The organism is Microvirga medicaginis, from assembly GCF_052658925.1.
This window is the reverse complement of the sequence record NZ_JBQWEL010000013.1, coordinates 100,088-123,418: the sequence shown is the minus strand read 5'-3', so window position 1 is coordinate 123,418 and position 23,331 is coordinate 100,088. Positions and strand designations below refer to the sequence as shown.

The following is a 23,331-nucleotide window of genomic DNA, read 5'->3' as shown; positions in this document are numbered from 1 at the left end:
GAAGGGTTACCTCCGATGATCGGATCCATTGGACGGAAGTCTTCGCCGAGGCGGCCAAACCTTTTCTGCTACAGAGAAGATGGGGGCTGCTTGCCGATGGTGACCTTGCGTGCCGCGTGAGCGGCCCAGAGTGCCTGGCTTCTCGATTTTGCCGATACTCGCCTCCAGGCGGCGGCACTTTGGGCTCTACCGATCGCGATGAGCCATTGAGCAGATCGGGTGGCCGCCACCTTTGCTCCTGAGCCCTTGCTGGGATCGGGGGGCATCAACGCAATGGATTTTGAGCTCGGACTTTCAGAAGGTGCCGGATCGCTATCTGATGCGATAAGGGCATCAGGGGTGACATTCGCAGCGAAGCCAGGCCAGGCGGTAGCCAGATGGCGGCGAGCTCTCCGACAATACTCGGTACTCAAGGCACTCATCTGCTCGGCACCATGACCGGCCCTGTACTTCATGAGTGCAAGGCAGAGATCGCCCTTGGCCAAACGCCACGCCCGCGCAAGGTATCGAACACCGTAACGGATATTGGTCTCCGGATTGGCCAAATCTGCGATCGTGCCCCTGAAGCCGATCATGGCAGCTGTAGACGGACGGACTTGCATAAGGCCTATTTCGCCAACAGTACCGATTGCAGCAGGATTGTAGAAGCTCTCTACTCTTATAACGGCATCGATGATCGCAGGTGGCAGATCGTTGGCTTCGGCCTCGCGCAGGATGATAGGGAGAAAACTGGATCGCCCAGGTGGATTGCTCATGTGGGGATCTCCCTGAAACACACCCGATGCCGGCGGCATCGGACCGGCGGGAGGCGCGAGGGGCAGGGGCTTCGAGGGAGCTTCATTGCCGCTGGCTGACTGAAATGCGGCGCCGGTCCCAAGTATTCCGCACATGAGAGCGACAGTTGCTTGCCGGAACTTGGTCATTGCCCCCTAATGCCCCTTGTTACTTTATGGCCGGTCATGTGCCGTGCGGCTGATCAATAGATTGCTGGTCACCCTACAGCAATTCCCTTGAGCGGATGTGTCGTCGGGATGTGCTGATGATTTGAAGCCATCAGTTAATATCAGTGTAGATTGAAAGCTTCCCTTTCCTTGGTTCTTGTTCTCGGGAAAAAAAGGAGTAATCCTTTGTCGACATCCGAGTTCAGGTGACCGTTAAGCTCTCACCATAAATGTAGGGATCTGCTGAAGAAACATGATGATAATGAGCACTGATGTACGAGAATACGCGCTGAAACAACGTCAAATAATAGCCGAAAGCTGCCCATGGCGCTGCTTGACACAAGGATGGCGATTGTCATTTTCTTAACGGAACTTGTCCGTTGGGGCGCGGAGTCATGTCGCTGTTTCGATTGTCTTTACTACGCGTGGTATTTCGCAGATTCGCCGAAGATACCCGGGGCGCCGCATTGATCCTCTTCACGATCATGGCACCAGTGATCATCGGAATGGTTGCCCTCGCCATAGACTTCAGCCGATATATGCAGCTCAACACGGAGCTTCGCGACCTGGCCGATGCCGCTGCTCTTGCAGGAGCCAAAGAACTGGACGGCGCGGCGACTGCTATGACCCGCGCTGAGAATGCCGCAAAGTTCGTCCTGAATAACAATCCACGTTGGGCAGACAGCAACGAGGGGCTTCAAATCTCTCAGGTCAGGTTCTACTCGAAACTGGATCCCGATACGATTGCCTCAAGTGACGCAGATGCTGCGTTCATTGAGGTGACAACAGCAACGCGTACTCTGACGGGCTGGTTCATTGGCGCAGTCTCCGCCGACAAATCCAATGACACAGCCGGACGAGCAGTTGCGGGCACGACCTACGTTGCCTGCGAGGTCACTCCGCTTCGCATTTGCTTCTCAAACCCCACGGAGTTCAATCCGCCGATCGGAACGCAGTTCCTGCTGCGGGCAAATGGCAGCGGCCTCAACCAGAACGGCGACTTTGCCATTGTTGACCCTCCGAACGACACCAATGGCAGCAGGCGGGCGATCAATCTCGGCTCTCCAAAGCCGAATTTCTGCTTCTCCAACGGGAACACCGTCACGCCTGGAAATGCCGTGAGCCAGGTCTGTGAAGGCATGAATGTTCGATTTGACATCTACCCGAATGGCGGCGGTCCTGCAGCAACTCAGATTAAAAGCTTCCCGCCGGCACCCAATGTGCTCAAAGGAAATCCAAGCCTCACCTGCAATGGAAACTCCGGTCCGGCAAACCAGCTTCCTCGAGACAGTGCGTTCACGGATGGTTGGTATGGGAACGCGAATTGGAAAGGGACTGCGTTCGATAACTACCTTGCTTACAATCATGCGGACAAGACGCAGTCGTTCAGGGACCTTCTCAAAACTTCGACCACGCGATATCAGGTTTACCTTCGCGAACTTGGCCTTGATCTCGATGCAAATGGCAACATAACGCCTCGGACGGCAATCCCGTCGAGCGAGATCCAGCAGAGCTCTCTCTCCGGGACAATGCCTGCGCCGGGTGGGAACCCGGCCAATCCCGTCGAAAACCCTTACCCGACTAAATATTTCTCCAACAATGGAGAAGATGCGGCCACGAGCCTTGATCCCGAGCGCCGCATATTCTATGTCGCCATCGTGAACTGCGACGCCAACCAGGGTAATGCCACCCCGCCGAGGCGCACCAACAGATACGCCAAGTTCTTCATGACCGAGCCTGTCTCTCCTCCGAATGCGGGAGGCGCTCTCTATGCTGAATATGTCGGCATGATAAAGCCGGATGACGGCAGCGGTATCATGCATGAATTGGTCCAGCTTTATCGCTGAGGTATCTCTCATGATCCGGCTAGTGAAGCAATTCTTGCGCTGCACATCGGGGGCTTCACTCGTCGAGGTGACGCTCGTGATGCCTCTTGCCGTGATGTTGATGGCGGGGAGCGCCGAGTTTGGTCGTGCACTCTATGCGTATCATACAGCCGATAAGTCGGTGAAGAGCGCAGCTCGCTACCTTGCCAGACTCCCGGCCACCGCTGTCGGCGAGACATGGGCTCTTGCGAAGGCTCGGAATCTGGCCATGACGGGCCGATTGGAGGATGGTGGGAGTCCGCTCATAAGGGGATGGACCGACCCTTCCAAAGTGAGGTTGGACGCTGCATCGCTTGCCAGCAATCCCAGCGTTATCCATCTCGACGCCGAAGTGCCATTTTCCACGCCTATACTGACAGCTCTAGGGTTGTCAAATACTGTTACATTCACGGTGCGGCATGAAGAGCGCTACATTTCTGAGTAGGTTGCTGCGGGATACTGCTGGTGCATCAATGGTCGAGTTCTCGATAGCCTTTCCCGTATTGGCTCTCGTTGCACTCGGCACGGTAGACGTGTCTTATCTTCTCTATGAGTGGAACGCAGCCGGCAAAGCCACGCAGATGGGCGTGCGGAAAGCCGTCGTCGTGAATCCGGCGGCAACGGGAATTACGAATCTCGTCAGCCAGTGGAATGCCGATCACATCGGCGATTCATGCCTGACAGCGACAGGCGGGCAGGCAAGTTATTGTCCTACGGTAAATGCTGCCTGCACCAGCACCACATGCGGATCATATGGCCTCGACGCAGTGGCTTTCAATCTCATCGTAACCGAAATGCGGCGGGCATTCCCGCGCATTCAACCGCAGAATGTGCAGGTTTCCTACAAGACAACAGGACTCGGGTTCGTCGGTCGCCCCGGCGGGCTGCCGATGACGGTGACAGTCAATCTACGGTGTATGACCCACCAATTCTATTTTCTCGGCGGACTCATGCAATGGATTGCACCGGCCGCTCCCTCGGGATGCAGCGGCACGCCGGCTGGCTGGCCGATCCCGCCGTCCGCAACAACGCTGGTCAGTGAGGATCTGCAAACGGTCACAGCCGGAATCTGACGCGCGTTGAGCATAACTCTTCCCAGTGCGCGGTCGATGTCCTCGTTCGAAATTCCCTGCTGTGATGTTTGCGTGTTATGCTCTCAGGCACGAGGATATTGCGCAGCATGGCATGGGGTCGCGTACTTAAAGACTGATATCACTGAGTGTGAAGGCTCAAGCGCCCCTGTGATATATCGAAGCCACGAAGCTGCCGGAGAAAGCTCATTCCAAGCAGACTCACGCCGAGGCGGTCTCTTGGTAGGATGACAGCTTCCACATCCCGTACCACCAGATCCTTGATTCTGATTTCACCAATCCGGAACGAAGCTCCTTCGACGGTTCCGTTCGCGGTGGACATCCTGATCGTGAAATCCTGTGGAGACAGTTGGGCACCTATGCGTTCCGCATCTTCATAGGTCAGCGCGACAACGCTTGCGCCAGTGTCAACGACCATGCGAACGGGTTCGCCGTTGAGGCTCGGAACGAGATAGAAATGCCCCTTGGAATCGGCTGTGACGGTAATGACATCATCCGCAGGTCGGGGGGGCTTGATACCGCGCCGTCTCGCCTCAAACTCTTGGACCGTCTCGCCAATGCGGGGAGTCAATGTTGAGGCGTCCATTGCCGCAACGCGGCTGGAAGGGGCGAGCGATGCCAAAGCCATGATCAGCAGTGGATATCGATAGACCATTGATGCCTCTGGACGACTCTCTCAACTACATCGAAGAGTCGCCCCGTACACAATCCCCTTTACACAGATATTTGGATGTACAGCCCATTTAATCCCCGCATAAGAGACGCCAAAATCAGACGGGCTGTATGCCGGTCCGAAATAGCGATCCGAATGGTGTGATGGAGGGGAGGGAAGAGCCGAGATTTTTAATAGAGATACGTTGTCGGCTCCCGCATCCAGGCAGCCGAGAGGTCGATCGCGCGGGTCCGTGCGTGAGGGTGTGAGCAGGGCGCAATATAGAAAACCGGGCGCTCTCAAACAGGCCGAATTCCGAGTTCTTAACATCTATGCACGCGGACCAGCCGATCTGCCATTTCGCCGGTCACGTAGGTTGCAACTGTGCATCTGCCATGCCCTAGGGCCGAAGGGGATGGGTATAGGGGTAAGGAGTCGACAATGACCGGCGGAGCCGCCCGGATAGAGCCAGTTGTGCCGACATCGGGGGGAGCGGGCGCCGTGACGGTGTCAATCTCCGATGGTGGGTCGACATAATGTCTCTGAGGCTTGGCTTCTGCCGCGCTCAAGCTCAGGGGGAGAGCGGTCGCAAGTATCAATAGGCCAATTTGGCGGAACATCTTACATCTCGCGCAGCTTTGGTTAGTTTTAATTTCGGTGAAAGAGCATTGGTTCCAACTCTGCTCCTGCTTTGCCGATTATGAAGGCGATTGTCACTAGTACGTAATAATGTATCGATGAATGGGAGCGTGGAAGAGCTTTTCACTCGATAAAAAGTATAGGGTGTCGGCTAACGGGCTTTTACTTGGACAATGAAACAATATTAAAGATTATACTAAAGTCGGGCCAGTTCTGCATTCTTGGAGGTTAACCCGTGCCTGCTGGGCCGACTTAGGCATGGGCAACCTCGCCCGGGCTGTGTCATTTTCACCTCACTGCTTCTGTTCCTGCAGATATTCTTTACTAAGACGTGTCATAGAACTTGTAGCTGTAGCGGTAGGCAATTATCCGTATAAGCAGAGAAATATTCGGACCGCTTGGTGGGGGGCGCATGGCCAGACGGAGAGGGTTCAGGCAGGCAGTTGCTGGCATTGCCGGATTGGGAATGTTGTTCCTTGCGCCATTAAGTAGTGGCTTCATAACCTCCGTGCAGGCCCAGACGCAGGCGCAGGTTCAAGATGCGGCTCCGCGGGCAAAGCTTCTCCGCGTTCGACTCCCGAATAACAAGTCCCAGGCGCTTCGCCTCGACTATCCTTTTACTGACGTTCTGGTCGGGTCTGCGGAAATCGCCGACGTGATCCCTCTGAGCGACCAGACTCTCTATATCCTGGGAAAGAAGACCGGCACGACGAACGTCTCGGTCCTCGACAGCTCGAGGCGGGTGATTGGAGTCGTCGACGTAGAGGTCGGGCCCGACACGGGAAGTGTGGCGGAAAAAATCGCTGCTGGTGCGGGATCAAACGGCATCACGGTTCGGAGCAGTGGTGAGCAACTCGTCCTGGAGGGAACGGCGGCTGATGCGGTCACCGTCGACAAGGCGGTCGAAATCGCGAGAGCCCTTTCCCCCGGAGGCGTCGTCAACGCGACGCGCGTTGCCTCTCCGCAGCAAGTGATGCTGAAGGTGCGCTTCATCGAAGTGAACCGGAGTGCAGGCCGAGAGCTTGGTCTCAGGTATGAGTATTTGGGTCAGACGCGGGCGGCTCGCATTGGTCGAGGCGGCACAGCACCCGACGGTACGGTCATCGATAGTCTGCTTGGGTCTTCGGCCCCATTCGCAACCATCCTCGCGCGCTTCGCCAACAACTCGCGTATGCTCGATGTAACGATTGATGCCCTGGAATCAAAGGGACTCGTTCGTCGCCTCGCTGAGCCGAATCTCGTGGCCATGTCTGGTGGCACCGCGACTTTCCATGCCGGCGGCAAGATTCCGATTCCGGTTGCCTCGACAACTCAAGCGGGCATTCCAACCATTACGGTGCAAATGGAGCCCTTCGGCGTCAGGCTGAACTTCACGCCAACCGTCCTGTCCAATGGCCTGATCAACTTGGATCTCGCTCCCGAGGTCAGCGACATCGATGAATCGATTGCGGTCCGGACGAGCGGGTTTCTAATACCAGGAATAACGGTCCGAAGTGCGAGAACTTCTGTTGAGCTGCGGGACGGGCAGAGCTTCGCCATGGCGGGGCTACTTCAGAACACTACTGAGCGGAATCTCGAGCAACTTCCCTGGTTAGGGTCCATCCCTGTTCTCGGAGCGCTGTTTCGCAGCACGGAGTTCCAGTCGCGTGAGACGGAACTCGTCGTCATCGTGACGCCTCATCTCGTAAAGCCCGGCAAGCCTGGCGATCTGGTGGCGACGCCGCTCGATACGACGCTACCGGCCAACGACGCGGATCTGTTCCTCGCTGGCAAGCTCGAGGTCGAGAAGCCGGGTGATCCGTCTGCTGTTTCTCCGGCGCAGGAATGGATTTTGGCGAATCGTGAAAAGATCAATGGGCCCTATGGTCATATCCTGACTTCTTCCGATGTTGCGACCGTCAGGTCTGTGAGCGCAAGGCCCAATGTCGTGAGAGCAAAGAACTGACGCAAGCATGCTCCGATGATGGTGATGCCAACGGCGTACAACCGATCCTCGAAGCAAGGGATTGAACGATGATCGCTTATGCAGTGATGGGGCGGACGGCACTGGCTGTAGTCCTTGCGACGAGCAGCCTGACCGCATGTTCGGAATACATGGACCGCAAGAACACGGTCGCATTCAGTGCGGGAAATGCCGTTCAGACCAATGTTGTCACGCATGTCACCGATCCGTGGCCCGCGCATGCTCGAAACAAGGATATCGCCTTCAATGGAGAGCGCATGCAGCGCGCCGTTGAAAGGTATCGCTGCGGGCCACCGGCCAACAATGGGGGCGCGAGCGGTGCCAGCGGAGGGATCGGGCTGACCGTTAACGTCAACAGTGGCTCTGGATCGGCACCGTCTCAAGGGACGGGGGGAGCCTGTTAGAGTCTCGACCCGGTATCGAGGTTCCATACGCCCTATCACTCGTTTGCAGGTTGGCTCTCAGGGCCAGTCTGTCTAATTGAGAGAGGTGTTCGCGCAGGCGGGTATGGTTCCGCGTTATTTTACGTGTCGGAAGCAGAGGCCTTCGAAGCCATAAATGTTCCCGAGATTCTCCTCTAGATTGGAGAGCTGGAACTGCATCGCCTCTCCCCTGGCGAAAGAACGGGTTTGCGCCCCTTTGAACAGAACAACCTCGAGGCGGGTTGGGGATTCTTGCAGAATAGCCAGAAGGCCGCGCATCACAGAGCTTCCAAAAATAGCGGTCTCCTGAAATTCAAAGCTCCCGTCATCGAAGAAGAGAACGTCCGGATAGATCGGTGCCGGGGAGGTCTTTTCAGTCGTCCCCCATCCACGGACAATAGCCCGACCATGAGATGAAGCCCGTATGCTTGGGCTTCTCGGTGTTTCACTCATTTGGAAACGGATCCGCCTGACACGCGGCTCGCATGCCAACATGAATAATCCTTGACGGGTCTTCTCCCCATTGGGGGCGCCTTCGCCTTCAAGCAAGGTGATATTCGAACGAAGCAATACGAAGTCTTTCGATGGGCGCTCAAGCAGCCATCCGCTGCGTCCAATTTGGAGACCTTGTGCCTGTCCGTGGGTTGCCGCCATCATGCAAAGCACGGGAAGCAAAAACGTCAAAGACGAGGGGCGGCGGTGATTGCGCTGGGGCGAAACGGGACAGAATGAAGAATTCGTGAGTCGAGACGCTGCAATCATTGCTTCAACTGTGGCCTGGAACCGCACGGTGTTTCTTCCACAGCGCCCTGCGGACGCTGCGGATCAGTGCGTCGCCACTCTAGCGTATCGTGCGGAAAAGTGGATCCGGTTTTCCGCCCTAAACGATGCGCTGCTCCATGAAATGAGCATCGGAAAGCCTCAAAAGTGGATTCCACTTTGGGGTCCGCGGCCCCAGCCGTATGAGTGGGTACAGATCCAGCGTTGAATTTGGTGTGCTATGGTCGTGTTGCTGTTCGCGCTTCAGATGATGAGTGGAGCGATGGACGCTCCGATCCAGGCCAGCGAAATCGTTGGACCGTAGGGTACCTTGACCCGGCCATTGTCGAAGCGGGAGGGGAGGAGGTGAAAGCCGGCTCCTGTTGCATAGACTATCGCGAAGGCGCCGAGCAGTACGGAGAAAGTCGGCGCATTCTCGACACCCATCCAAAGGAAGGCGGCGGCCAGGAGTTTCACATCTCCGCCGCCCATCATTCCGAACCGATACATGATGAGGCAGGCGCCGAACATCGCAAGGCCGAAAAGCAGGTTCGACTTGAAGGCATCGAAGTCGCCATTTGCGATGCAAAAGGCACCGAACAACACAAGAAGCGCTAGAACCGCCTGATTGCGGATGCGGAAATTTCGAAGATCGTCGATAACGACAAGAACCAGGATTGGCGTGACGACCGCTAATGCTTGAATTTCATGCAAGGAAAGAATTTTGGAAAGCATTTGGGCCTGCCGACTGGAGTGTAGGACGTCTTCTTGAATATAGGCAGCAATTCAAAAAGCAGACAAGGCAGCTTCGACAAGCAGTGCCGCTCTCTCCAATTGTCAGCGTTGGGCGAAACCAAGCGTATGGGCTAACGAAAGGAACCGCTGATGTCTAAGGCACCGTGTTCGATGCGTTTAAAATAAAAGGCCAGAAAAGCCTTACTCGGCAAGGATTTCCACTTGGAAATCATTGAAGGGCCATTGCTGGCTCTCAAAGGCTGATGTGTCGCGCCTAGTAGGAGGGCGACTTTCCGGATTTGATGAAGGCAGCCTTAGAGCTAGCCCTTTGGTATTAAAGAAGGACGGTTTTGTCGAATTTGGGTTACCCATATTATGGAAGTACTGATTTGTGGTTAGTACGTCAGAGACGATGATTTGCGGAATACTTTATTGACCATCATCCATGTCGCGTATTTCAATAATCGTACTGGGGGGCGAAAGTATCCGTACGATGATCCCCAGGTAAATCTCAATCAGCAGTCCTGCTGTCACATGGGGAATATTGCACATGACTGGGTTTCTGAAGAATTTCGTCCGTGACGAAGAAGGTGCATCGCTCGTCGAGTACACCGTGCTCATCGGTCTGGTGACCGCTGCTACCATCGGCCTGATCAGCACGGTCGGCGGCAAGGTTACTTTCGCTTGGAACAGGCTGAACAACAACATGACTGGCTCCGGCTTCGAATAAGAATGGAATTTCCACCAGGAAGTCCTGTCATCGCGGAGCGCACTATAGGAAATGTGTGCTCCGCGCCTTCAAGTTCCACCCGCTGAACGCAGGTTGAGAGCAGTACCGGCGGGACAAGCGGTCAGGCCATCCGGCAGGATGGCTCTTATGTGGTTTTAGCATCGTCGAAACAGGGGCACGACAATGAGAGCAGGCAGCGCTATCGCACTTCTCGTCGCCATCGTCTTTGGAGGACTTGCGGCCTTCCTGTCCAGGGAATTCCTCCTGGGTCTCGCAACGCCAGCGCCTGCGCCCAAGGCCAGCACGATGGTTGTCGCATCGCAACCGCTTGAATTCGGAGCGAATCTGACAGGTGACAACCTGCGCGAGATCCAGTGGCCGGGAGATCCCTTGGAAGGCTCGTTTAAGACGGTCGCCGAACTGCTCAAGGACGGGCGCCGGCTCACGCTGGTGTCCATGCAGCGGAATGAGCCGATCCTGGCATCCAAGATCACAGGCCCGAACCAGCGAGCGACCCTCTCGACATTGATTGAGGAAGGTATGCGGGCAGTATCGGTCAACGTCGATGAGGTCCGTGGCGTCGCGGGCTTCATTTTGCCCGGCGACCGGGTAGATGTCGTGCTCACCCGAGGAGATCGGGGAATGAGCAGCGAAAGCGGTCCCGTTGCTGACGTGCTTCTGCAGAACGTGAAAGTGCTGGCGATCGATCAGGTGGCCAATGAGCGGACAGATAAGCCGACGCTCGCCAAGGCAGTAACTTTGGAGCTCGACATTCAGCAATCGCAGAAAGTCATTCTGGCGCAGGGCGTGGGGCGGTTGTCCCTCGTGCTCCGTCAGGCCGGGGAAGCAAGCAGCGCCGATGCGCGCCGCGTCACCATGGCCGACCTGGGTCTGTCCGAAACGATCGCGCCCAAGAAGGAAGATGGCAAGGATGACGAGCGGTTTGCCAAGCTGGAGGCGCGGTTGGAGGAAATGCGCAAGGCAGCTGCTGCGCCCTTGCCTCCAAGCCCCATCGCGACCCTCGCAAAGCCGGATGATCGGGTTATTGTCAATGTCATCCGGGGGGCCTCCAAGCGGGACGAGTACACCGTCCTGACGGAGACGCGGTGAGATCCCGCAGAGCCACACCAGTGGCACTCACGAGGCTGGCATGTGTGGCTCCTTAAGCAAGACATTGGCTGAGCCGGGCTCAGTTGGGCGAAGTTCCCAACAACCCCCTAAATTTGCGACCGGATTCACTTCATCCGTCTGGCAGTATCCATGTCATTGACCCTTGCATAACTGAGGTTGATCCAGTGAATACCTTTGTCGTCCATCCAAACCCGAGCGGATCGCAGAGCGATCTCCTGATTAAGCTTCTGTCGGAGCATGGGCGTAAAGCCATTGTCGCGCAGTCACTCGAAAGTGTACGTAAGCATTCCGCGTATGGAAAAGGTAGAAGCTTCGTCTTCATGCCTGATCAGTCCGGCGATGCGTCGCTTGTCGATGCCGCAATTCGCTTCGCGGAGACTGAAAGCCCAGAGAGTTATGTTGTCTACGTCGCCGATACGATGTCTGCGGAGGCCTACAAGCGGCTCGTCCGGGCCAATGCCGGCGAGTGGATCAAGTGGGACAGTCTAGCCCAGGAAATCAACGACGTTTTGCATGCTGGAGGAGCTTCGCAGACAGGCGCACCAGCCGATGGAGCGACGATCATCAGCTTCCTTCCCGCCAAGGGAGGAGTGGGAAATACGACCCTCGCACTTGAGACGGGTGTCTATCTTGCCTCCTCCAAGAAGCGCGACGGACGAGTGGCAGTTCTCGACCTCAACTTTCAGAGCAGCACTCTCGCAGATTATGTGGATCTGGAGCCGCGCTTCGACATAGGCGAGTTCATCGACAGGCCTGAGCGCCTAGACTCTCAACTGATCGAGATCCTTGCGAATAAGCATCCGACCCAAGTCGATGTTTTCTCAAGCCCGCCACGCTTTGCCCTGAGCCAGAACATCCACGGTGATGTCATCTTTGCCCTGCTCGACGAGATCGGAAAGAGATACTCTTTCGTGCTCCTGGACCTACCCAATCACTGGCAGCCCTGGTTCGACAACGTCCTTCAGGGTTCGAGCGCAGTTGTCGTAACCGGCGAGGGGACGGTCCCATCGGTCAGGCAGATCGCCAGCAAGCAGAAGCATCTCGATGAACTGAACATCGAAGCCGACCGGTCCGCGATTGTCGTCAACTCCTGCGCGACAAACCTTTTTGGGGGGATTTCGCGAAAGTCCGAGATCGAAAGAACCTTTGTAGGTCGGCGGGTCTTCTATGTGCCGCGGGACACCGCCTCGGCAGCGGAGGCGGCGAATACAGGTCGCCCCATGATGCAGACGGGGCCCCGCCGCTCGATCGGCAAGAGCATCCGACGCGTAGGAAATTGGATTGAGACCCTTCATGCCCGTCCGGGCTCTTCATCGTGATCAAGACATAACCATCGTTGGGGACAACAATGCGTATCAGCATCTCGGATAGATGGCGGCAGACATCCACGCAGATCAAAGAGACCGAACCGGAGAAGCTGCCTGAACCCAGCACTGAAACAAAATTTTACGAGGAGCTGGTAGCGTCCAAGCCTGCTCTCATCGACCAGAAGGTCAAGCTCCATGGACGGATCATCGACGAGTTCAATCTAGCGCTTCTGGACAAGGTCGCCCCCGATGATCTGGCGAGGCAGGTAAAGCGCTTCGTAAGCGAGTATGTGCTCAACGAACGTATTGCGCTGAATCAGAAGGAGCTTGAGGCCTTTACGGACGAGGTTTTGGACGAGATGCTCGGTCTCGGCCCGCTCGAGCCGCTTCTCAAGGACCCGACCGTCAACGACATCCTGGTCAATACCCACGCCTCCGTCTATGTGGAGCGCTATGGCCAGCTTGAGCCCACGCTCGTACGTTTCAAGGACGAGGCGCACCTCCTTCGGATCATCAATAAGATCGTCTCATTCGTGGGCCGCCGGATCGATGAATCCTCCCCAATGGTCGATGCGCGCCTGCCGGACGGCTCACGTGTCAACGCCGCCGTCCGACCGATCGCGGTTGATGGACCACTCGTCTCGATCCGTAAGTTCTCCAAGCGTCCATTCTCGATGGATCGGCTGGTTGACATCGGCGCACTCCGGCAGCCGATCGCTGAGGTGCTGAAAGCGGCAGTGCAGGGGAGAATATCGGTCATCGTGTCGGGCGGAACCGGATCCGGCAAGACGACGATGCTGAATGCCCTTTCCAGTTTCATCTCGCCGAAGGAAAGACTCCTCACCATTGAGGATGCGGCGGAGCTGCAGTTGCAGCAACCTCATGTCGGGCGCCTTGAGACGCGTCCGCCGAATCCGGAAGGCCGCGGAGAGATCAGGCAGCGTGAACTTGTGAAGAATGCGCTTCGCATGCGGCCTGACCGGATCATCCTCGGTGAGTGCCGCGGTGAAGAGGCCTTCGACATGCTCCAGGCCATGAACACGGGCCATGAGGGCTCCATGACGACCATTCACGCCAACACTCCGCGTGACGCCGTTCGACGCATGGAGCAGATGGTCGGGATGGCAGGAATGCCGATGTCCCTCAACGCAATTCGAGGACAGATCGCTTCCGCCATTCAGATGATCGTCCAGCTGCAACGCCTGAGCGACGGCAAGAGGCGCCTCATGAGTGTGACGGAAATCACCGGCATGGAGGGCGACGTGATTCAGATGCAGGAGATTTTCCGTTTCGTGCGAGAGGGGGTGGATGAGCATGGCAACATCATTGGCTCATTCCGTGCGTCCGGCGTGCGTCCCAAGTTCCTTCACGATTTGCGCTCGCATGGGATTGATCTGCCGGGCGGCTATTTCGACCCCAGCATTGCGTTGTGAGGTAGGATGATGGTTGAGCCCTGGCTGATCTACTTTTCAATCTTCGCGGCCAGCTTCCTGCTCGTGCAGTTTGCTTACGGCTTCATCTCCGGCGATCTCATGGCTCGCCGACGGGCAAACCAACGTTTCTCAGCGGTAGACGGCGTCGGATCCAGGCATGCAGAGCGCAGGATCGATGTCGCTAAGCAGAGGGGCCTCGGGAGTTCGCTGACTGCGGAGGCTCCTGGAGCGCTCCGGATCCTCCTGTTGCAATCGGGCATGGTTCGGCGTCTCCCACAAAGCGGTTTGGCGTTCATAGTGCTATGCGGCGGATACTATATTCTGCTTTCATTCCTGCCGTGGCTCATCCTCAGCATCGTCCTGAGTTGTGTGGGAGCGTCTTTGACCGTTGCAGGCTTTCTGATGTTCATGCGTGCCAGGCGCATCGGACGCTTTGCTGAACAACTTCCCGATATCCTCGATATCATTGTGCGAAGTCTGCGGGCCGGCCATCCGTTGCCCGTTTCCCTGTCGCTTGTCTCGCGGGAAATGCCTGACCCGGCTGGCAGCGAATTCGCGATAGTCTTCGACGAGGTGACCTACGGCCGCGACATCCGAGAGGCTCTCGATAATCTTTATCGGCGTGTCGGCTACGATGAACTCGGCTTTCTGGTGACCTCGATTTCCGTGTCTTATCAAACAGGCGGCAATCTTGGTGATATCCTGGCCCGGCTTGCAAAGATGCTGCGTGAGCGTTTCCGGATGAAACGCAAGATCAAGGCCATGTCCTCAGAGGGTCGCTTCAGCGCCTTGGCACTTTCCCTGTTCCCTTTCATCATGTTCGCCGTGATCAATCTGCTCAATCCTAACTATTACGGTGAGGTTTGGGGCAATCCGGTCTTGGATGTTGCGGCTGCGACAGGCGCAGTTCTGCTCATCGTTGGGAACTTCGTCATGTACAAAATGGTCAATTTCAAGTTCTGAGGCCGCGATGTCCAACCAAATCATTCTCTATTGGAGCATTACCGGTCTTGTCTTCGCTTGTGTCGGACTTCTATCTTTTGGAGGCGCAACATATGTGCTGCGGCGAGGCAGGTTGCGACAGCGCTTTGCGGCCACCGGTACGGGAGGATCGATCATTGGGGCAGCTCCCGGTTCGTTCGGCAGAACCATCCAGGCTAAACTGGAGCCAGGCAAGATCGGCGTTGATGCTGGCGAGCAAAGGAGGCTCCGTGCGGAGCTTATCAAAGCAGGGTTCTTCTCTCAGGATGCTGTCGCCATCTTCACGGTTGTCAGGCTTGCGATCGTCATCCTCTTTCCATTTATTCTTTATCTTGCGTTGGCGAACGCGCTGAGCCAGTGGGGGGCTCTAGAAAAGTTCGGTGTTCTCGCGGGTGCATTCACTCTCGCCTATTATCTTCCTAAAGCATATATCGACCGCAGGCAGCGTATCCTTCAGGAGCGGTATCGGCTCGCTTTTCCCGATTTCCTGGATCTGCTGGTCGTTTGCGTCGATGCAGGTCTCAGCCTTGAGGCCGCCCTGGAGCGCGTGACCACGGAAATCGGGGCAAAGCAGCCCGAGCTTCGCGCCAATCTGGCGCTGATGGCGGGAGAGACGAGGGCCGGGCGTGGAACGATCGAGGCGCTGCACGGGCTCGCCGATCGGTTGAATCTGGACGAGGCTCGGTCCTTGGCGACCTTGCTCCAGCAATCCCTTGAACTTGGAACCGATATTTCCCAAGCTTTAACGACCTATAGCGAGGAAATGCGCGACAAGCGCATGTCTCGGGCCGAGCAGAAGGCTTATGCGCTCCCTGTGAAGCTTGTGTTGCCTTTAGGCATCTTCATCTTTCCTGTTATTATGATAGTAATCATGACACCTGTAATAATAAGGCTCGCTCGAGTCGCAGCTATGTTCTAATGGCGGGGGTAAATGAGGCACTTAAACAAGCTAATCCTTCTGATGGCTGTAACATTGTTGACCGCTTGCCAGTCTGTTGATGGGTCTGGAGGAGGCATATCTGCCGGTGGCGCGGTAACCGAAGAGCCTTTTGTGGCCACTGACCAGCCCGAACGTGTCGGACGGGAGCAGTTCGCCCGCGGTAACTACGCTTTGGCTCAGCGCTATTTCCAGAACGCAGTTGAGGCGGAGCCACAGAACGGGGATGCCTGGCTTGGGCTTGCAGCAAGCTATGATCAGCTTGGCCGCTTCGACCTTGCAGACCGGGCTTATGGTCAAGCAGTGCAGATTAAGGGGCAGACCCCGCAGGTGCTCAATAATCAGGGGTATTCATACCTTCTGAGAGGCGATACGGCCCGGGCCGAGCGGAACTTCCGGAAGGCTCTTGCTTTGAATCCGCAGAATCGCACCGTCAGCAACAACATTGCACTTACGAAGCTTGCTCCCTGAATCTTCTGAGCCAGGCGTCAAGGGTGGTGCACTAAGACCACCTTGCACAATTGAGGTGGGCGCGTTGGTCGGGCATGGCCAAACCTCGCGCACCTAATACCTGTTGGGTGGCCTTGAACTAGTCCTTTCGCCTCTCCTCGCCAAGCCGAAGAGGGCATGGGTCGATGAGCGGGCGCTCGGGGCATCATTTTTGTTCTGCGCTAGCGCATCGTGCGGACCCGGAGGGCCGCGTCAGCGACCCGAAGGGCCACGTCAGTGAAAAGTGGACCCGGTTTTCCGCGCAACCGATGCTCTAATGCGCTCCCTGAAACGATAATTATTCTCCAATGGCGTCGCGTGAATTGCGAGGGCCGGGGCAAGCGCTGTCACACATACATTGACTCCAAACCTTCGGATGTTCTGGTTCTATCGACCCGTCGTTGGTCGACAATGGACCATCTCCGACCGAAGGTTCAGTCCTGTACTTCGTAAGGATTAGTACGGGGGAGTTGCCGTAATCGGCAAAAGTTCGATTGTAATTTGGTCCACGACTATGACAACTTTCTTTCCGTTGTCTGGATGATGCAGGAAATATGCTTTTTCTGCAGAATGGACACGGGTTCCGTCAGCGACCTTGCCAGTTCCAGCAACGTAACGAGGAGCCGCATCGCGGCGGCCTCACCGGAGGCGAAACGAGTCCGGTACACAGGGGGCAGGAATGATCGCGCAGAAACTCGAGACAAGACAGCTGTCCCACTCGCGAAACATCACATATATCCAGGCCGCTCTTTTCCTCCCAATCATACTGGTGTTCATGAAGACCCATTGGTTCTGGGAAAGGGAGACAGGTCAGCGGCCTATCATCGATTTCGATGCCTTTTACATCGTCGCACAGATGGCCTGGCGTAGCGAGATCGAGGAAGCCTATACGTTCGCAACCTTTGGACAGATCCAAAAGGCCATTTCAGGGACAGATATTTTCCTCCCTTGGACCTACCCGCCGCAGTTCGATCTCTTGATAGCTCCGCTCGCATTCCTGCCTCTTGCGGCGGCCTACTGTCTCTTCACGTCAATATCTTTTGCTGCCTACTTAGCGACCATGAGGCGTATCGCAGGGGAAAGCCTCGCCCCAGTTCTGCTTATTCTTCTTCCTGCGCTCGGGACCATGATTCTGTGTGGCCAAAACGGGTTCGTCACCGGGGCTCTCATTGGTCTCACCTGCATCGGTTTGCAAAGAGGCACAATGCTGGCAGGAGTGCCTCTTGGCCTGATGATCATTAAGCCACACCTGGCAGTCGGCTTTGCCGTATATACCCTTGTGACCCGCCGGTGGGGCACGGCATTCATCGCATTCTCTACAATCGCCGTGACCTCAGGCCTTGCCACCGCTGCCTTCGGGTCTGAGATCTGGGCCGCTTTTTTCAATAGCGTACATGAGGCGAGGGGCTTTCTCGAGGCCGGAAAGTATCCGCTCTTCCGCATGATCTCTGCCTACGCGGCTCTCCGCACCCTAGGTGTGCCGGCGACAGTTGCATTCGTTGCCCAGGCCCTGGTTGCACTCTTTGCTCTGGGATTGATCTATCTCGCATGCCAGCGGAAATACCCAACCAGGCAGGCACTTGGGGTGACTGCATTCGCGTCGTTGATGGTCAGTCCTTACGCTTATGATTATGACCTGCCCATTCTTGGGGTAGGTTTCGCTCTGCTGCTGCCAGACCTCCTCCGACATGGTCGCAGGCTTGAGTTAGCGATCCTGTTCGGTCTCGGCTTCTTCATGGCTCCTTTCGGCTTACTGCAGATGTTCATGAAGCTGCGGGTGCAATTCGATGCAATTCCGACAATTGGCAGTCACATGTCATTATCGATTGTGGGGATTGCACAAATTTTCCTCCTTGGTCTCACGTGGCACATTCTGCAACGTCAACACCACGACCGGGTAGGCGACGTGAGTAACCGGAGGAGAGTGGTTGATGCATTTGGCCAGCACGATAGTAAGGCAACCGATGACGGTTCAGCCGTTGTGGCATAATGACGTCGCTCGATACTGGATGGCGCCGAACTCCGTACGCATGCTGGATGTCTATGCCATTCTGCTGCTGACGCTGGTCTATACCATCGCCGCAGGAGTGTTGGTGATGGTCGTCACTTTCCCTACGGCTTGCTATCTCGACTGTGGCGGCCTTCTCCTGCCGGCTCTACCGATCTGTCTCGCGATCTCACTTGCTCTGAAGAGATGAGCTTAAGGTTCCAAGCTGCTCCGGTGGCACCGAAGGTGCCGCTGGAGATGGCGTCTTCTTGAGCGTCTGCTCGCGCGCGAAGATAAACAATCCCGCAGCGACCACGATGGCAATCCCTACGAGCGCCATAGCGTCCGGCCACTCATCGAACAAGAGGGCGCCGATGGCGAGGGCCCAAAGGATCTGACTGTATTGCGCCGCACCGAGGCGGTCTGCCGGAGCATAGGTCGTGGCGACGATGAAGAGGGCCTGAGCCACGAACGCCGTGGCGGCGAAGGCCAGAAGCAGGCCCCATTGCGTAGCTGTCGGCCAGGTAAAGCCGGGGATCATGAGGACCCCGGCGATGAGGGCAGTCCCAAGGAAAACGCTTCCGATCAGGGTGTAGCGCTTCTCGCTTGTGCCGATCATGCGCCCCATGATGACGCCGCCTGCGCCGCAGAGTGCCGTGGCGATGGCATATAAGTGTCCGGGCAGGAGTTCCCTGAAACCCGGCCTTACGATCACCAATACGCCGATGAAGGCCGCGACAACCGCAAGACCGCGCCGCCAGCGGACCTTTTCCTTGAGAACGAGGATGGATAGCACCGTGACGAGGCTCGGCATCAGGAACAGGAGGGCAAAGGCTTCGGCGAACGGGAGCCTCGTGAACGTCATGACGCTTAACGGCGTCGTGACCGAGATGAAGAAGACCCTGAGAGCCATAGGCCAGGGACGCTTCCAGCGTAGGACGTCTGCCAACCTGTCGCCTGATTTCATGAAGGCGGGTGAGAGCAGCAGGGGAATGAGATAGCCGAAGAAGGTGACCTCGAAGGGATCGAGATCATGACCGATGGCCTTCACCACCGCATCGCCCCAGGCGAAGACGGCAAAGGCAAGGAAAGCAAGGACGATGCCTTTGACCATGCGGCAAAATCTTCAACGATCGAATTCAAAAACGAGAGCATCTCGCGCAGGGTCTATCTGTATCCTGCGCGTCGGCATTGCGCTATCGGGCAACGACGCGGGGGCGGCGGCGCTCGACAACGATCACTTTGGCACCCTCACCGCGAGCCATGACCCGATCTGCAATCGGCAGGCGCTCCGGTCGAATTGGCTTTGCCGAGAGCTTGAGGGCAACGGGCCGTACCTCGTCCTCAGCCATGCCCATGAGCTGCGAGGCAATTGCGATCTGGCCTTCGACATCGTCGGTGAGGCCCTGGGCGGCGGCAATGGCCTCTTCCAGGGTTGGGGCATCGACCCGGGTCACCCGCTGCCCGTAGCGGTTCTGACTTTTCTTTTTTGCAAGCATTCAAATTCTCCTGTGCTCCCCTTAACGTATTAACCTTGGGTTTGCGTATTGCGCAGCCGTGACAGCAGGAATGCGCTCAGCGCAGACTTTGCAGCGGGCAGGTGGGATGGGGCTGGAAAGATGCCCTCAATCGTGCTTCCACAAAACGCATATGGGCGGCAGGTGTTTCGTGCCAAACAGAGGAAAGGCATCAATGGTGTTCACAGCCAGAATTCTCCTTCTCGGATCGGGCGAACTCGGAAAGGAATTCGTGATATCGGCCAAACGCTACGGCTGTCACGTGGTGGCATGCGACTCCTATACCAATGCCCCGGCCATGCAGGTGGCGGACGAAGCCGAGGTGTTCCCGATGCTCGATGCCGAGGCCTTGAGGCAGGCTATCGAGAAGCACAAACCCGACCTGATCGTGCCGGAGATCGAGGCGATCCGCACGGAGGTGCTGCAGGAATTCGAGGACAAGGGCTTCACCGTCGTGCCGTCCGCCCGCGCGGCGTCTCTCACCATGAATCGGGATGGCATCCGGGAACTTGCTGCGTCGGAGCTTGGCCTTCGAACGTCAAAGTACCGTTACGCGGAAAGCCTGGAGGAGGTGAGGGCGGCCGTGGAGCACACGGGCCTGCCCTGCGTAATCAAGCCGGTCATGTCGTCGTCAGGCAAGGGACAGACCACCATTCGCTCTGCCGATGAACTCGAGCAGGCGTGGAATTATGCCGTCGCCAACATGCGCGGTGACCGCAAGAAAGTGATCGTCGAGGAGTTCATCTCTTTCGAATACGAGATCACGCTGCTCACCATCCGCTCGCGCGAGGGCGTGTCCTATTGCGAGCCGATCGGGCACCGGCAGGAACGAGGGGATTATCAGGAATCCTGGCAACCGACGCCGATGACGCCAAAGCTCCTTGCCGATGCGCAAGAGATGGCCCGCAAGGTCGTCGACAATCTGGGAGGCTATGGCATCTTCGGTGTCGAGTTCTTCGTCACCAAGGATGAAGTCATTTTCTCCGAGCTTTCGCCGCGACCGCACGATACCGGGTTGGTGACACTTCTCTCGCAGAACCTGTCGGAGTTCGATCTGCATGCCCGCGCCGTGCTCGGGCTGCCGATCCCGCGTATCCGACTGAATGGACCAACCGCGTCTGCCGTGATCCTGGCGGATCGAGAGGCGGAGCGCTTCGCAATCGAAGGCTTGGGGGATGCGCTAGCCCTGGGTTCCGAGGAGAGTGAAGTCGAAGTGCGTATCTTCGGCAAGCCGACCACGCGTCAATATCGCCGCATGGGTGTGGCCTTGGCTTCGGCCAAGACGGTCGAGGATGCGCGGGAGCGGGCGCGTCAGGCCGCTGCACAAATTCGGATCAGATACGGAGACTAATAAGAGGAAGCCTCAGGCGGAGTGGCATTCCCGGTCGAGTACCTCGGTCGTGCGGTGATAGAACGTTTGGGCTTGCTCCAGCGTGGGCGCAATGCAAAGCGCGCCAAAACAGCGGCCTCCCCTAGATCCGTCCCATAGCGGAACGTCTCTGGCCAAGTTTCTCTGCCCCTGGCGAAGCTGGGCCGTGGCGGGAAACCTGGCATTGAGGCGGATCGGTCCTACATAAGGCAGAGCTCTATGCGGCGAATTTAAGGGGAGCTGGAAGCCGTCCAGCGTAAGACATTGAAATCGATCAACTTTGAGGCTCTCTTCAACGCTTCGCCGAACCCTTATGTTCTGCTCAATCCCTCGCTCGATATCATGGGGATGAACGAGGCCTACCTGCACGTCACGATGCGTACCCGGGAAGAGCTGGTGGGTCGCAATATGTTCGAAGCCTTTCCGAGCGACCCGGATTCCGAAGGTCACAAGCAGCTGCGCGCCTCCTTCGAGCGGGTGATCGCCGAGAAGGTGCCTGATCACCTGCCGATCATCGAATATGCCATTCCCCTGCCTGACGGCAAAGGGTTCGAGGAGCGCTTCTGGAGCGCAACCCACACGCCCCTGTTCAATGAAGCCGGCGAGCTGATTTCCATCCTGCAGCACACGGTGGACGTGACGGAGCTCCACCAGCTCCGGAAATTCGCGCAGACCTCGGCTTTCCTGTCCGGCCCTTCGGCGCTGATCGAGACAGATATGTTCCGGCGCGCCCAGGCGGTTCAGGAGGTGAACCAGACCCTCGCACGGGAGCGTCAGCACCTGCAGGAACTGTTCGAGCAGGCTCCAGGCTTCATTGCGGCTGTCAGCGGCCCGGATCACGTGTTCACCATGGCCAATGCAGCCTATCGCCAAGTGGTGGGGCGCGGCAACTTGATCGGCAAGTCCGTGCGGGAGGCCTTGCCCGAGGTCGTGGAGCAGGGCTTCATCCGTCTGCTGGATCGCGTCTATGGAAGCGGCGAGCCATTCATCGGTCGAGGCGTGCGCGTCATTCTGCAGGGTCCCGAGGGTCAGCCTGAGGAGCATTTCCTCGACTTCGTCTACCAGCCCATCTTCAGCCGGGACGGAGATGTCTCTGGTATCTTCGTGCAGGGTCACGATGTCACGGATCATCGGCGCATCGAGAACGCTCTGCGGGAAAGCGAGGAACGTTTACGCGCGATCGCCGATTCGATCGATCAGCTGATCTGGGCCACGCGGCCGGATGGCTTCCATGATTATTACAATCAGCGCTGGTACGAATACACTGGCGTGCCGGAAGGCTCTACGGACGGTGCTGCATGGAGCGGCATGTTCCATCCCGACGATCGGGAGCACGCCTGGAAGACATGGCGCCATTCGCTCGAAACGGGCGAGCCCTACCACATCGAATATCGATTGCGGCATCGCTCAGGCCAATATCGTTGGGTGCTGGGACGGGCGCAGCCCGTTCGCGATGAGCAGGGGCGGATCACCCGTTGGTATGGCACCTGCACCGATATTCATGACCTCAAGCAAGCTCAGGACGAGCTGAGGAGGAGTCGCGAGCAGGCCGTCCAGTCCGAGAAGGAGTCACTCCGTCTGGCTTCCATGCTCGCAGAGCGGGTGTCGGAGCTTGATGCCGCCAACGATGAAATCCAGCGCTTCGCCTATATCGTGAGCCACGATCTTCGCGCGCCTCTCGTCAATGTTATGGGCTTCACGAGCGAACTCGAGAACGCGCAGGAGGAGATCGAGAAGTTTTACATGAGAGTCTCCGAGACACTGCCGGACTTGGTCACACCTGAGGCTCGGGCGGCCATCGAGACTGATCTTACGGAAGCAATCGGCTTCATCAGGTCGTCCACGGTCAAGATGGACAAGCTGATCAATGCCATTCTCAAGCTTTCCCGCGAAGGGCGGCGCGTGCTGGCCCCCGAGCCTATCAGCATGAACCAGCTGCTTGAGGCACAGCGTCACAGCCTGGCGCATCAATTGCATGAGCGCGGGGCCGATCTGGTCATCGAGACGGTGCCGGATCTGATCAGTGACCGATTAGCGGTGGAGCAGGTGTTCGGCAACCTGATTGAGAATGCCGTTAAGTATCTAGAGCCAGACCGCCCTGGTCGGATCGTAGTGCGTGGCAGAGATCTTGGTCTGAGCGTCCGTTATGAGGTCGAGGATAATGGTCGCGGGATCGACGAGAAGGATTTCGAGCGGATCTTCGATCTGTTCCGGCGTTCGGGGACGCAAGACCAGCAGGGCGAAGGAATTGGCCTTGCGCATGTGAGGGCCCTTGTGCGAAGGCTCGGAGGCACGATCTCAGTCGCTTCGAGATTGAGTGAGGGTTCGACCTTCACCGTGACCCTCCCCAAATCCATCAGTATGAGTTCCGAGGCCGCGTAAT

22 protein-coding genes are annotated in these 23,331 nt (G+C 57.2%); 16 read left to right on the top strand and 6 right to left on the bottom strand.

Annotated elements, in window-relative coordinates; all coding sequences use genetic code 11:
* Window positions 1-68: 68 nt before the first annotated feature.
* A complete protein-coding gene (locus tag ACUXUR_RS17130; protein ID WP_445503562.1) occupies window positions 69-755 on the bottom strand; it encodes a transglycosylase SLT domain-containing protein in 687 nt (228 codons plus the stop codon).
* A gap of 581 nt (window positions 756-1,336) precedes the next feature.
* On the opposite strand from ACUXUR_RS17130, the gene ACUXUR_RS17125 reads away from it, so the two are divergent.
* Genes ACUXUR_RS17125 through ACUXUR_RS17115 form a run of 3 tightly spaced genes read left to right on the top strand, consistent with a single transcriptional unit; the run spans window position 1,337 to window position 3,879 of the window.
* Complete coding sequence (locus ACUXUR_RS17125; RefSeq protein WP_445503561.1) at window positions 1,337-2,788, top strand: TadE/TadG family type IV pilus assembly protein; 1,452 nt, start codon at window positions 1,337-1,339, stop codon at window positions 2,786-2,788.
* Complete coding sequence (locus tag ACUXUR_RS17120) at window positions 2,742-3,251, top strand: TadE/TadG family type IV pilus assembly protein (RefSeq protein WP_445503560.1); 510 nt, start codon at window positions 2,742-2,744, stop codon at window positions 3,249-3,251. The genes ACUXUR_RS17125 and ACUXUR_RS17120 overlap by 47 nt, the downstream gene beginning before the upstream one ends.
* 28 nt (window positions 3,252-3,279) lie before the next feature.
* Entirely contained in the window at window positions 3,280-3,879 is a 600-nt protein-coding gene (locus ACUXUR_RS17115) for a TadE family protein (protein ID WP_445503559.1), read from the top strand.
* 139 nt (window positions 3,880-4,018) lie between these two features.
* Here ACUXUR_RS17115 and ACUXUR_RS17110 read toward each other — a convergent pair whose 3' ends face one another.
* On the bottom strand, window positions 4,019-4,552 hold the full coding sequence (locus ACUXUR_RS17110) for a retropepsin-like aspartic protease family protein (RefSeq protein ID WP_445503558.1): 534 nt from the start codon (window positions 4,550-4,552) through the stop codon (window positions 4,019-4,021).
* 1,144 nt (window positions 4,553-5,696) lie between these two features.
* Here ACUXUR_RS17110 and ACUXUR_RS17105 point away from each other — a divergent pair.
* A complete protein-coding gene (locus ACUXUR_RS17105; RefSeq protein ID WP_445503557.1) occupies window positions 5,697-7,133 on the top strand; it encodes a type II and III secretion system protein family protein in 1,437 nt (478 codons plus the stop codon).
* A gap of 68 nt (window positions 7,134-7,201) precedes the next feature.
* Entirely contained in the window at window positions 7,202-7,555 is a 354-nt protein-coding gene (locus tag ACUXUR_RS17100; RefSeq protein ID WP_445503556.1) for a hypothetical protein, read from the top strand.
* A gap of 114 nt (window positions 7,556-7,669) precedes the next feature.
* On the opposite strand, the gene ACUXUR_RS17095 is transcribed toward ACUXUR_RS17100, so the two are convergent.
* Both ACUXUR_RS17095 and ACUXUR_RS17090 read right to left on the bottom strand, forming a co-directional pair.
* Window positions 7,670-8,230 carry a hypothetical protein gene (locus ACUXUR_RS17095; RefSeq protein WP_445503555.1) on the bottom strand — a complete coding sequence of 187 codons (561 nt, stop codon included), beginning with the start codon at window positions 8,228-8,230 and terminating at the stop codon, window positions 7,670-7,672.
* A gap of 366 nt (window positions 8,231-8,596) precedes the next feature.
* Window positions 8,597-9,067, bottom strand: a complete 471-nt coding sequence (locus ACUXUR_RS17090) for an A24 family peptidase (RefSeq protein WP_445503554.1) — start codon at window positions 9,065-9,067, stop codon at window positions 8,597-8,599.
* A gap of 550 nt (window positions 9,068-9,617) precedes the next feature.
* Here ACUXUR_RS17090 and ACUXUR_RS17085 point away from each other — a divergent pair.
* The 9 genes from ACUXUR_RS17085 to ACUXUR_RS17045 all read left to right on the top strand — a co-directional run bounded on the left by ACUXUR_RS17085 (window position 9,618) and on the right by ACUXUR_RS17045 (window position 18,273).
* The gene (locus ACUXUR_RS17085; RefSeq protein ID WP_445503553.1) at window positions 9,618-9,797 is read left to right on the top strand and encodes a Flp family type IVb pilin; all 180 of its coding nucleotides are present in this window, start codon (window positions 9,618-9,620) and stop codon (window positions 9,795-9,797) included.
* A gap of 183 nt (window positions 9,798-9,980) precedes the next feature.
* Window positions 9,981-10,907 carry a Flp pilus assembly protein CpaB gene (cpaB, locus tag ACUXUR_RS17080; RefSeq protein WP_445503552.1) on the top strand — a complete coding sequence of 309 codons (927 nt, stop codon included), beginning with the start codon at window positions 9,981-9,983 and terminating at the stop codon, window positions 10,905-10,907.
* A gap of 341 nt (window positions 10,908-11,248) precedes the next feature.
* Window positions 11,249-12,247 carry a CpaE/TadZ family protein gene (locus ACUXUR_RS17075; protein ID WP_445503551.1) on the top strand — a complete coding sequence of 333 codons (999 nt, stop codon included), beginning with the start codon at window positions 11,249-11,251 and terminating at the stop codon, window positions 12,245-12,247.
* 29 nt (window positions 12,248-12,276) lie between these two features.
* Window positions 12,277-13,668, top strand: a complete 1,392-nt coding sequence (locus ACUXUR_RS17070) for a CpaF family protein (protein WP_445503550.1) — start codon at window positions 12,277-12,279, stop codon at window positions 13,666-13,668.
* A 6-nt stretch (window positions 13,669-13,674) separates the two neighbouring features.
* The gene (locus ACUXUR_RS17065; RefSeq protein ID WP_445503549.1) at window positions 13,675-14,631 is read left to right on the top strand and encodes a type II secretion system F family protein; all 957 of its coding nucleotides are present in this window, start codon (window positions 13,675-13,677) and stop codon (window positions 14,629-14,631) included.
* Between the two features lie 7 nt (window positions 14,632-14,638).
* On the top strand, window positions 14,639-15,568 hold the full coding sequence (locus tag ACUXUR_RS17060) for a type II secretion system F family protein (RefSeq protein WP_445503548.1): 930 nt from the start codon (window positions 14,639-14,641) through the stop codon (window positions 15,566-15,568).
* A 12-nt stretch (window positions 15,569-15,580) separates the two neighbouring features.
* Complete coding sequence (locus tag ACUXUR_RS17055) at window positions 15,581-16,057, top strand: tetratricopeptide repeat protein (RefSeq protein ID WP_445503547.1); 477 nt, start codon at window positions 15,581-15,583, stop codon at window positions 16,055-16,057.
* Window positions 16,058-16,754: 697 nt separating this feature from the next.
* Window positions 16,755-18,065, top strand: a complete 1,311-nt coding sequence (locus tag ACUXUR_RS17050; RefSeq protein ID WP_445503546.1) for a glycosyltransferase family 87 protein — start codon at window positions 16,755-16,757, stop codon at window positions 18,063-18,065.
* Between the two features lie 19 nt (window positions 18,066-18,084).
* The gene (locus ACUXUR_RS17045; RefSeq protein ID WP_445503545.1) at window positions 18,085-18,273 is read left to right on the top strand and encodes a hypothetical protein; all 189 of its coding nucleotides are present in this window, start codon (window positions 18,085-18,087) and stop codon (window positions 18,271-18,273) included.
* Here the strand turns inward: ACUXUR_RS17045 and ACUXUR_RS17040 are convergent.
* Both ACUXUR_RS17040 and ACUXUR_RS17035 read right to left on the bottom strand, forming a co-directional pair.
* The gene (locus ACUXUR_RS17040) at window positions 18,253-19,176 is read right to left on the bottom strand and encodes a DMT family transporter (protein ID WP_445503544.1); all 924 of its coding nucleotides are present in this window, start codon (window positions 19,174-19,176) and stop codon (window positions 18,253-18,255) included. The genes ACUXUR_RS17045 and ACUXUR_RS17040 overlap by 21 nt on opposite strands.
* Before the next feature lie 82 nt (window positions 19,177-19,258).
* On the bottom strand, window positions 19,259-19,561 hold the full coding sequence (locus ACUXUR_RS17035; RefSeq protein ID WP_445503543.1) for a hypothetical protein: 303 nt from the start codon (window positions 19,559-19,561) through the stop codon (window positions 19,259-19,261).
* A 193-nt stretch (window positions 19,562-19,754) separates the two neighbouring features.
* Here ACUXUR_RS17035 and purT point away from each other — a divergent pair, with 193 nt between their 5' ends.
* Window positions 19,755-20,930, top strand: a complete 1,176-nt coding sequence (gene purT, locus ACUXUR_RS17030; protein WP_445503542.1) for a formate-dependent phosphoribosylglycinamide formyltransferase — start codon at window positions 19,755-19,757, stop codon at window positions 20,928-20,930.
* A gap of 282 nt (window positions 20,931-21,212) precedes the next feature.
* Window positions 21,213-23,330 (top strand): PAS domain-containing protein, encoded by a 2,118-nt coding sequence (locus tag ACUXUR_RS17025; RefSeq protein WP_445503541.1) that lies wholly within the window; start codon window positions 21,213-21,215, stop codon window positions 23,328-23,330.
* Window position 23,331 lies beyond the last annotated feature (1 nt).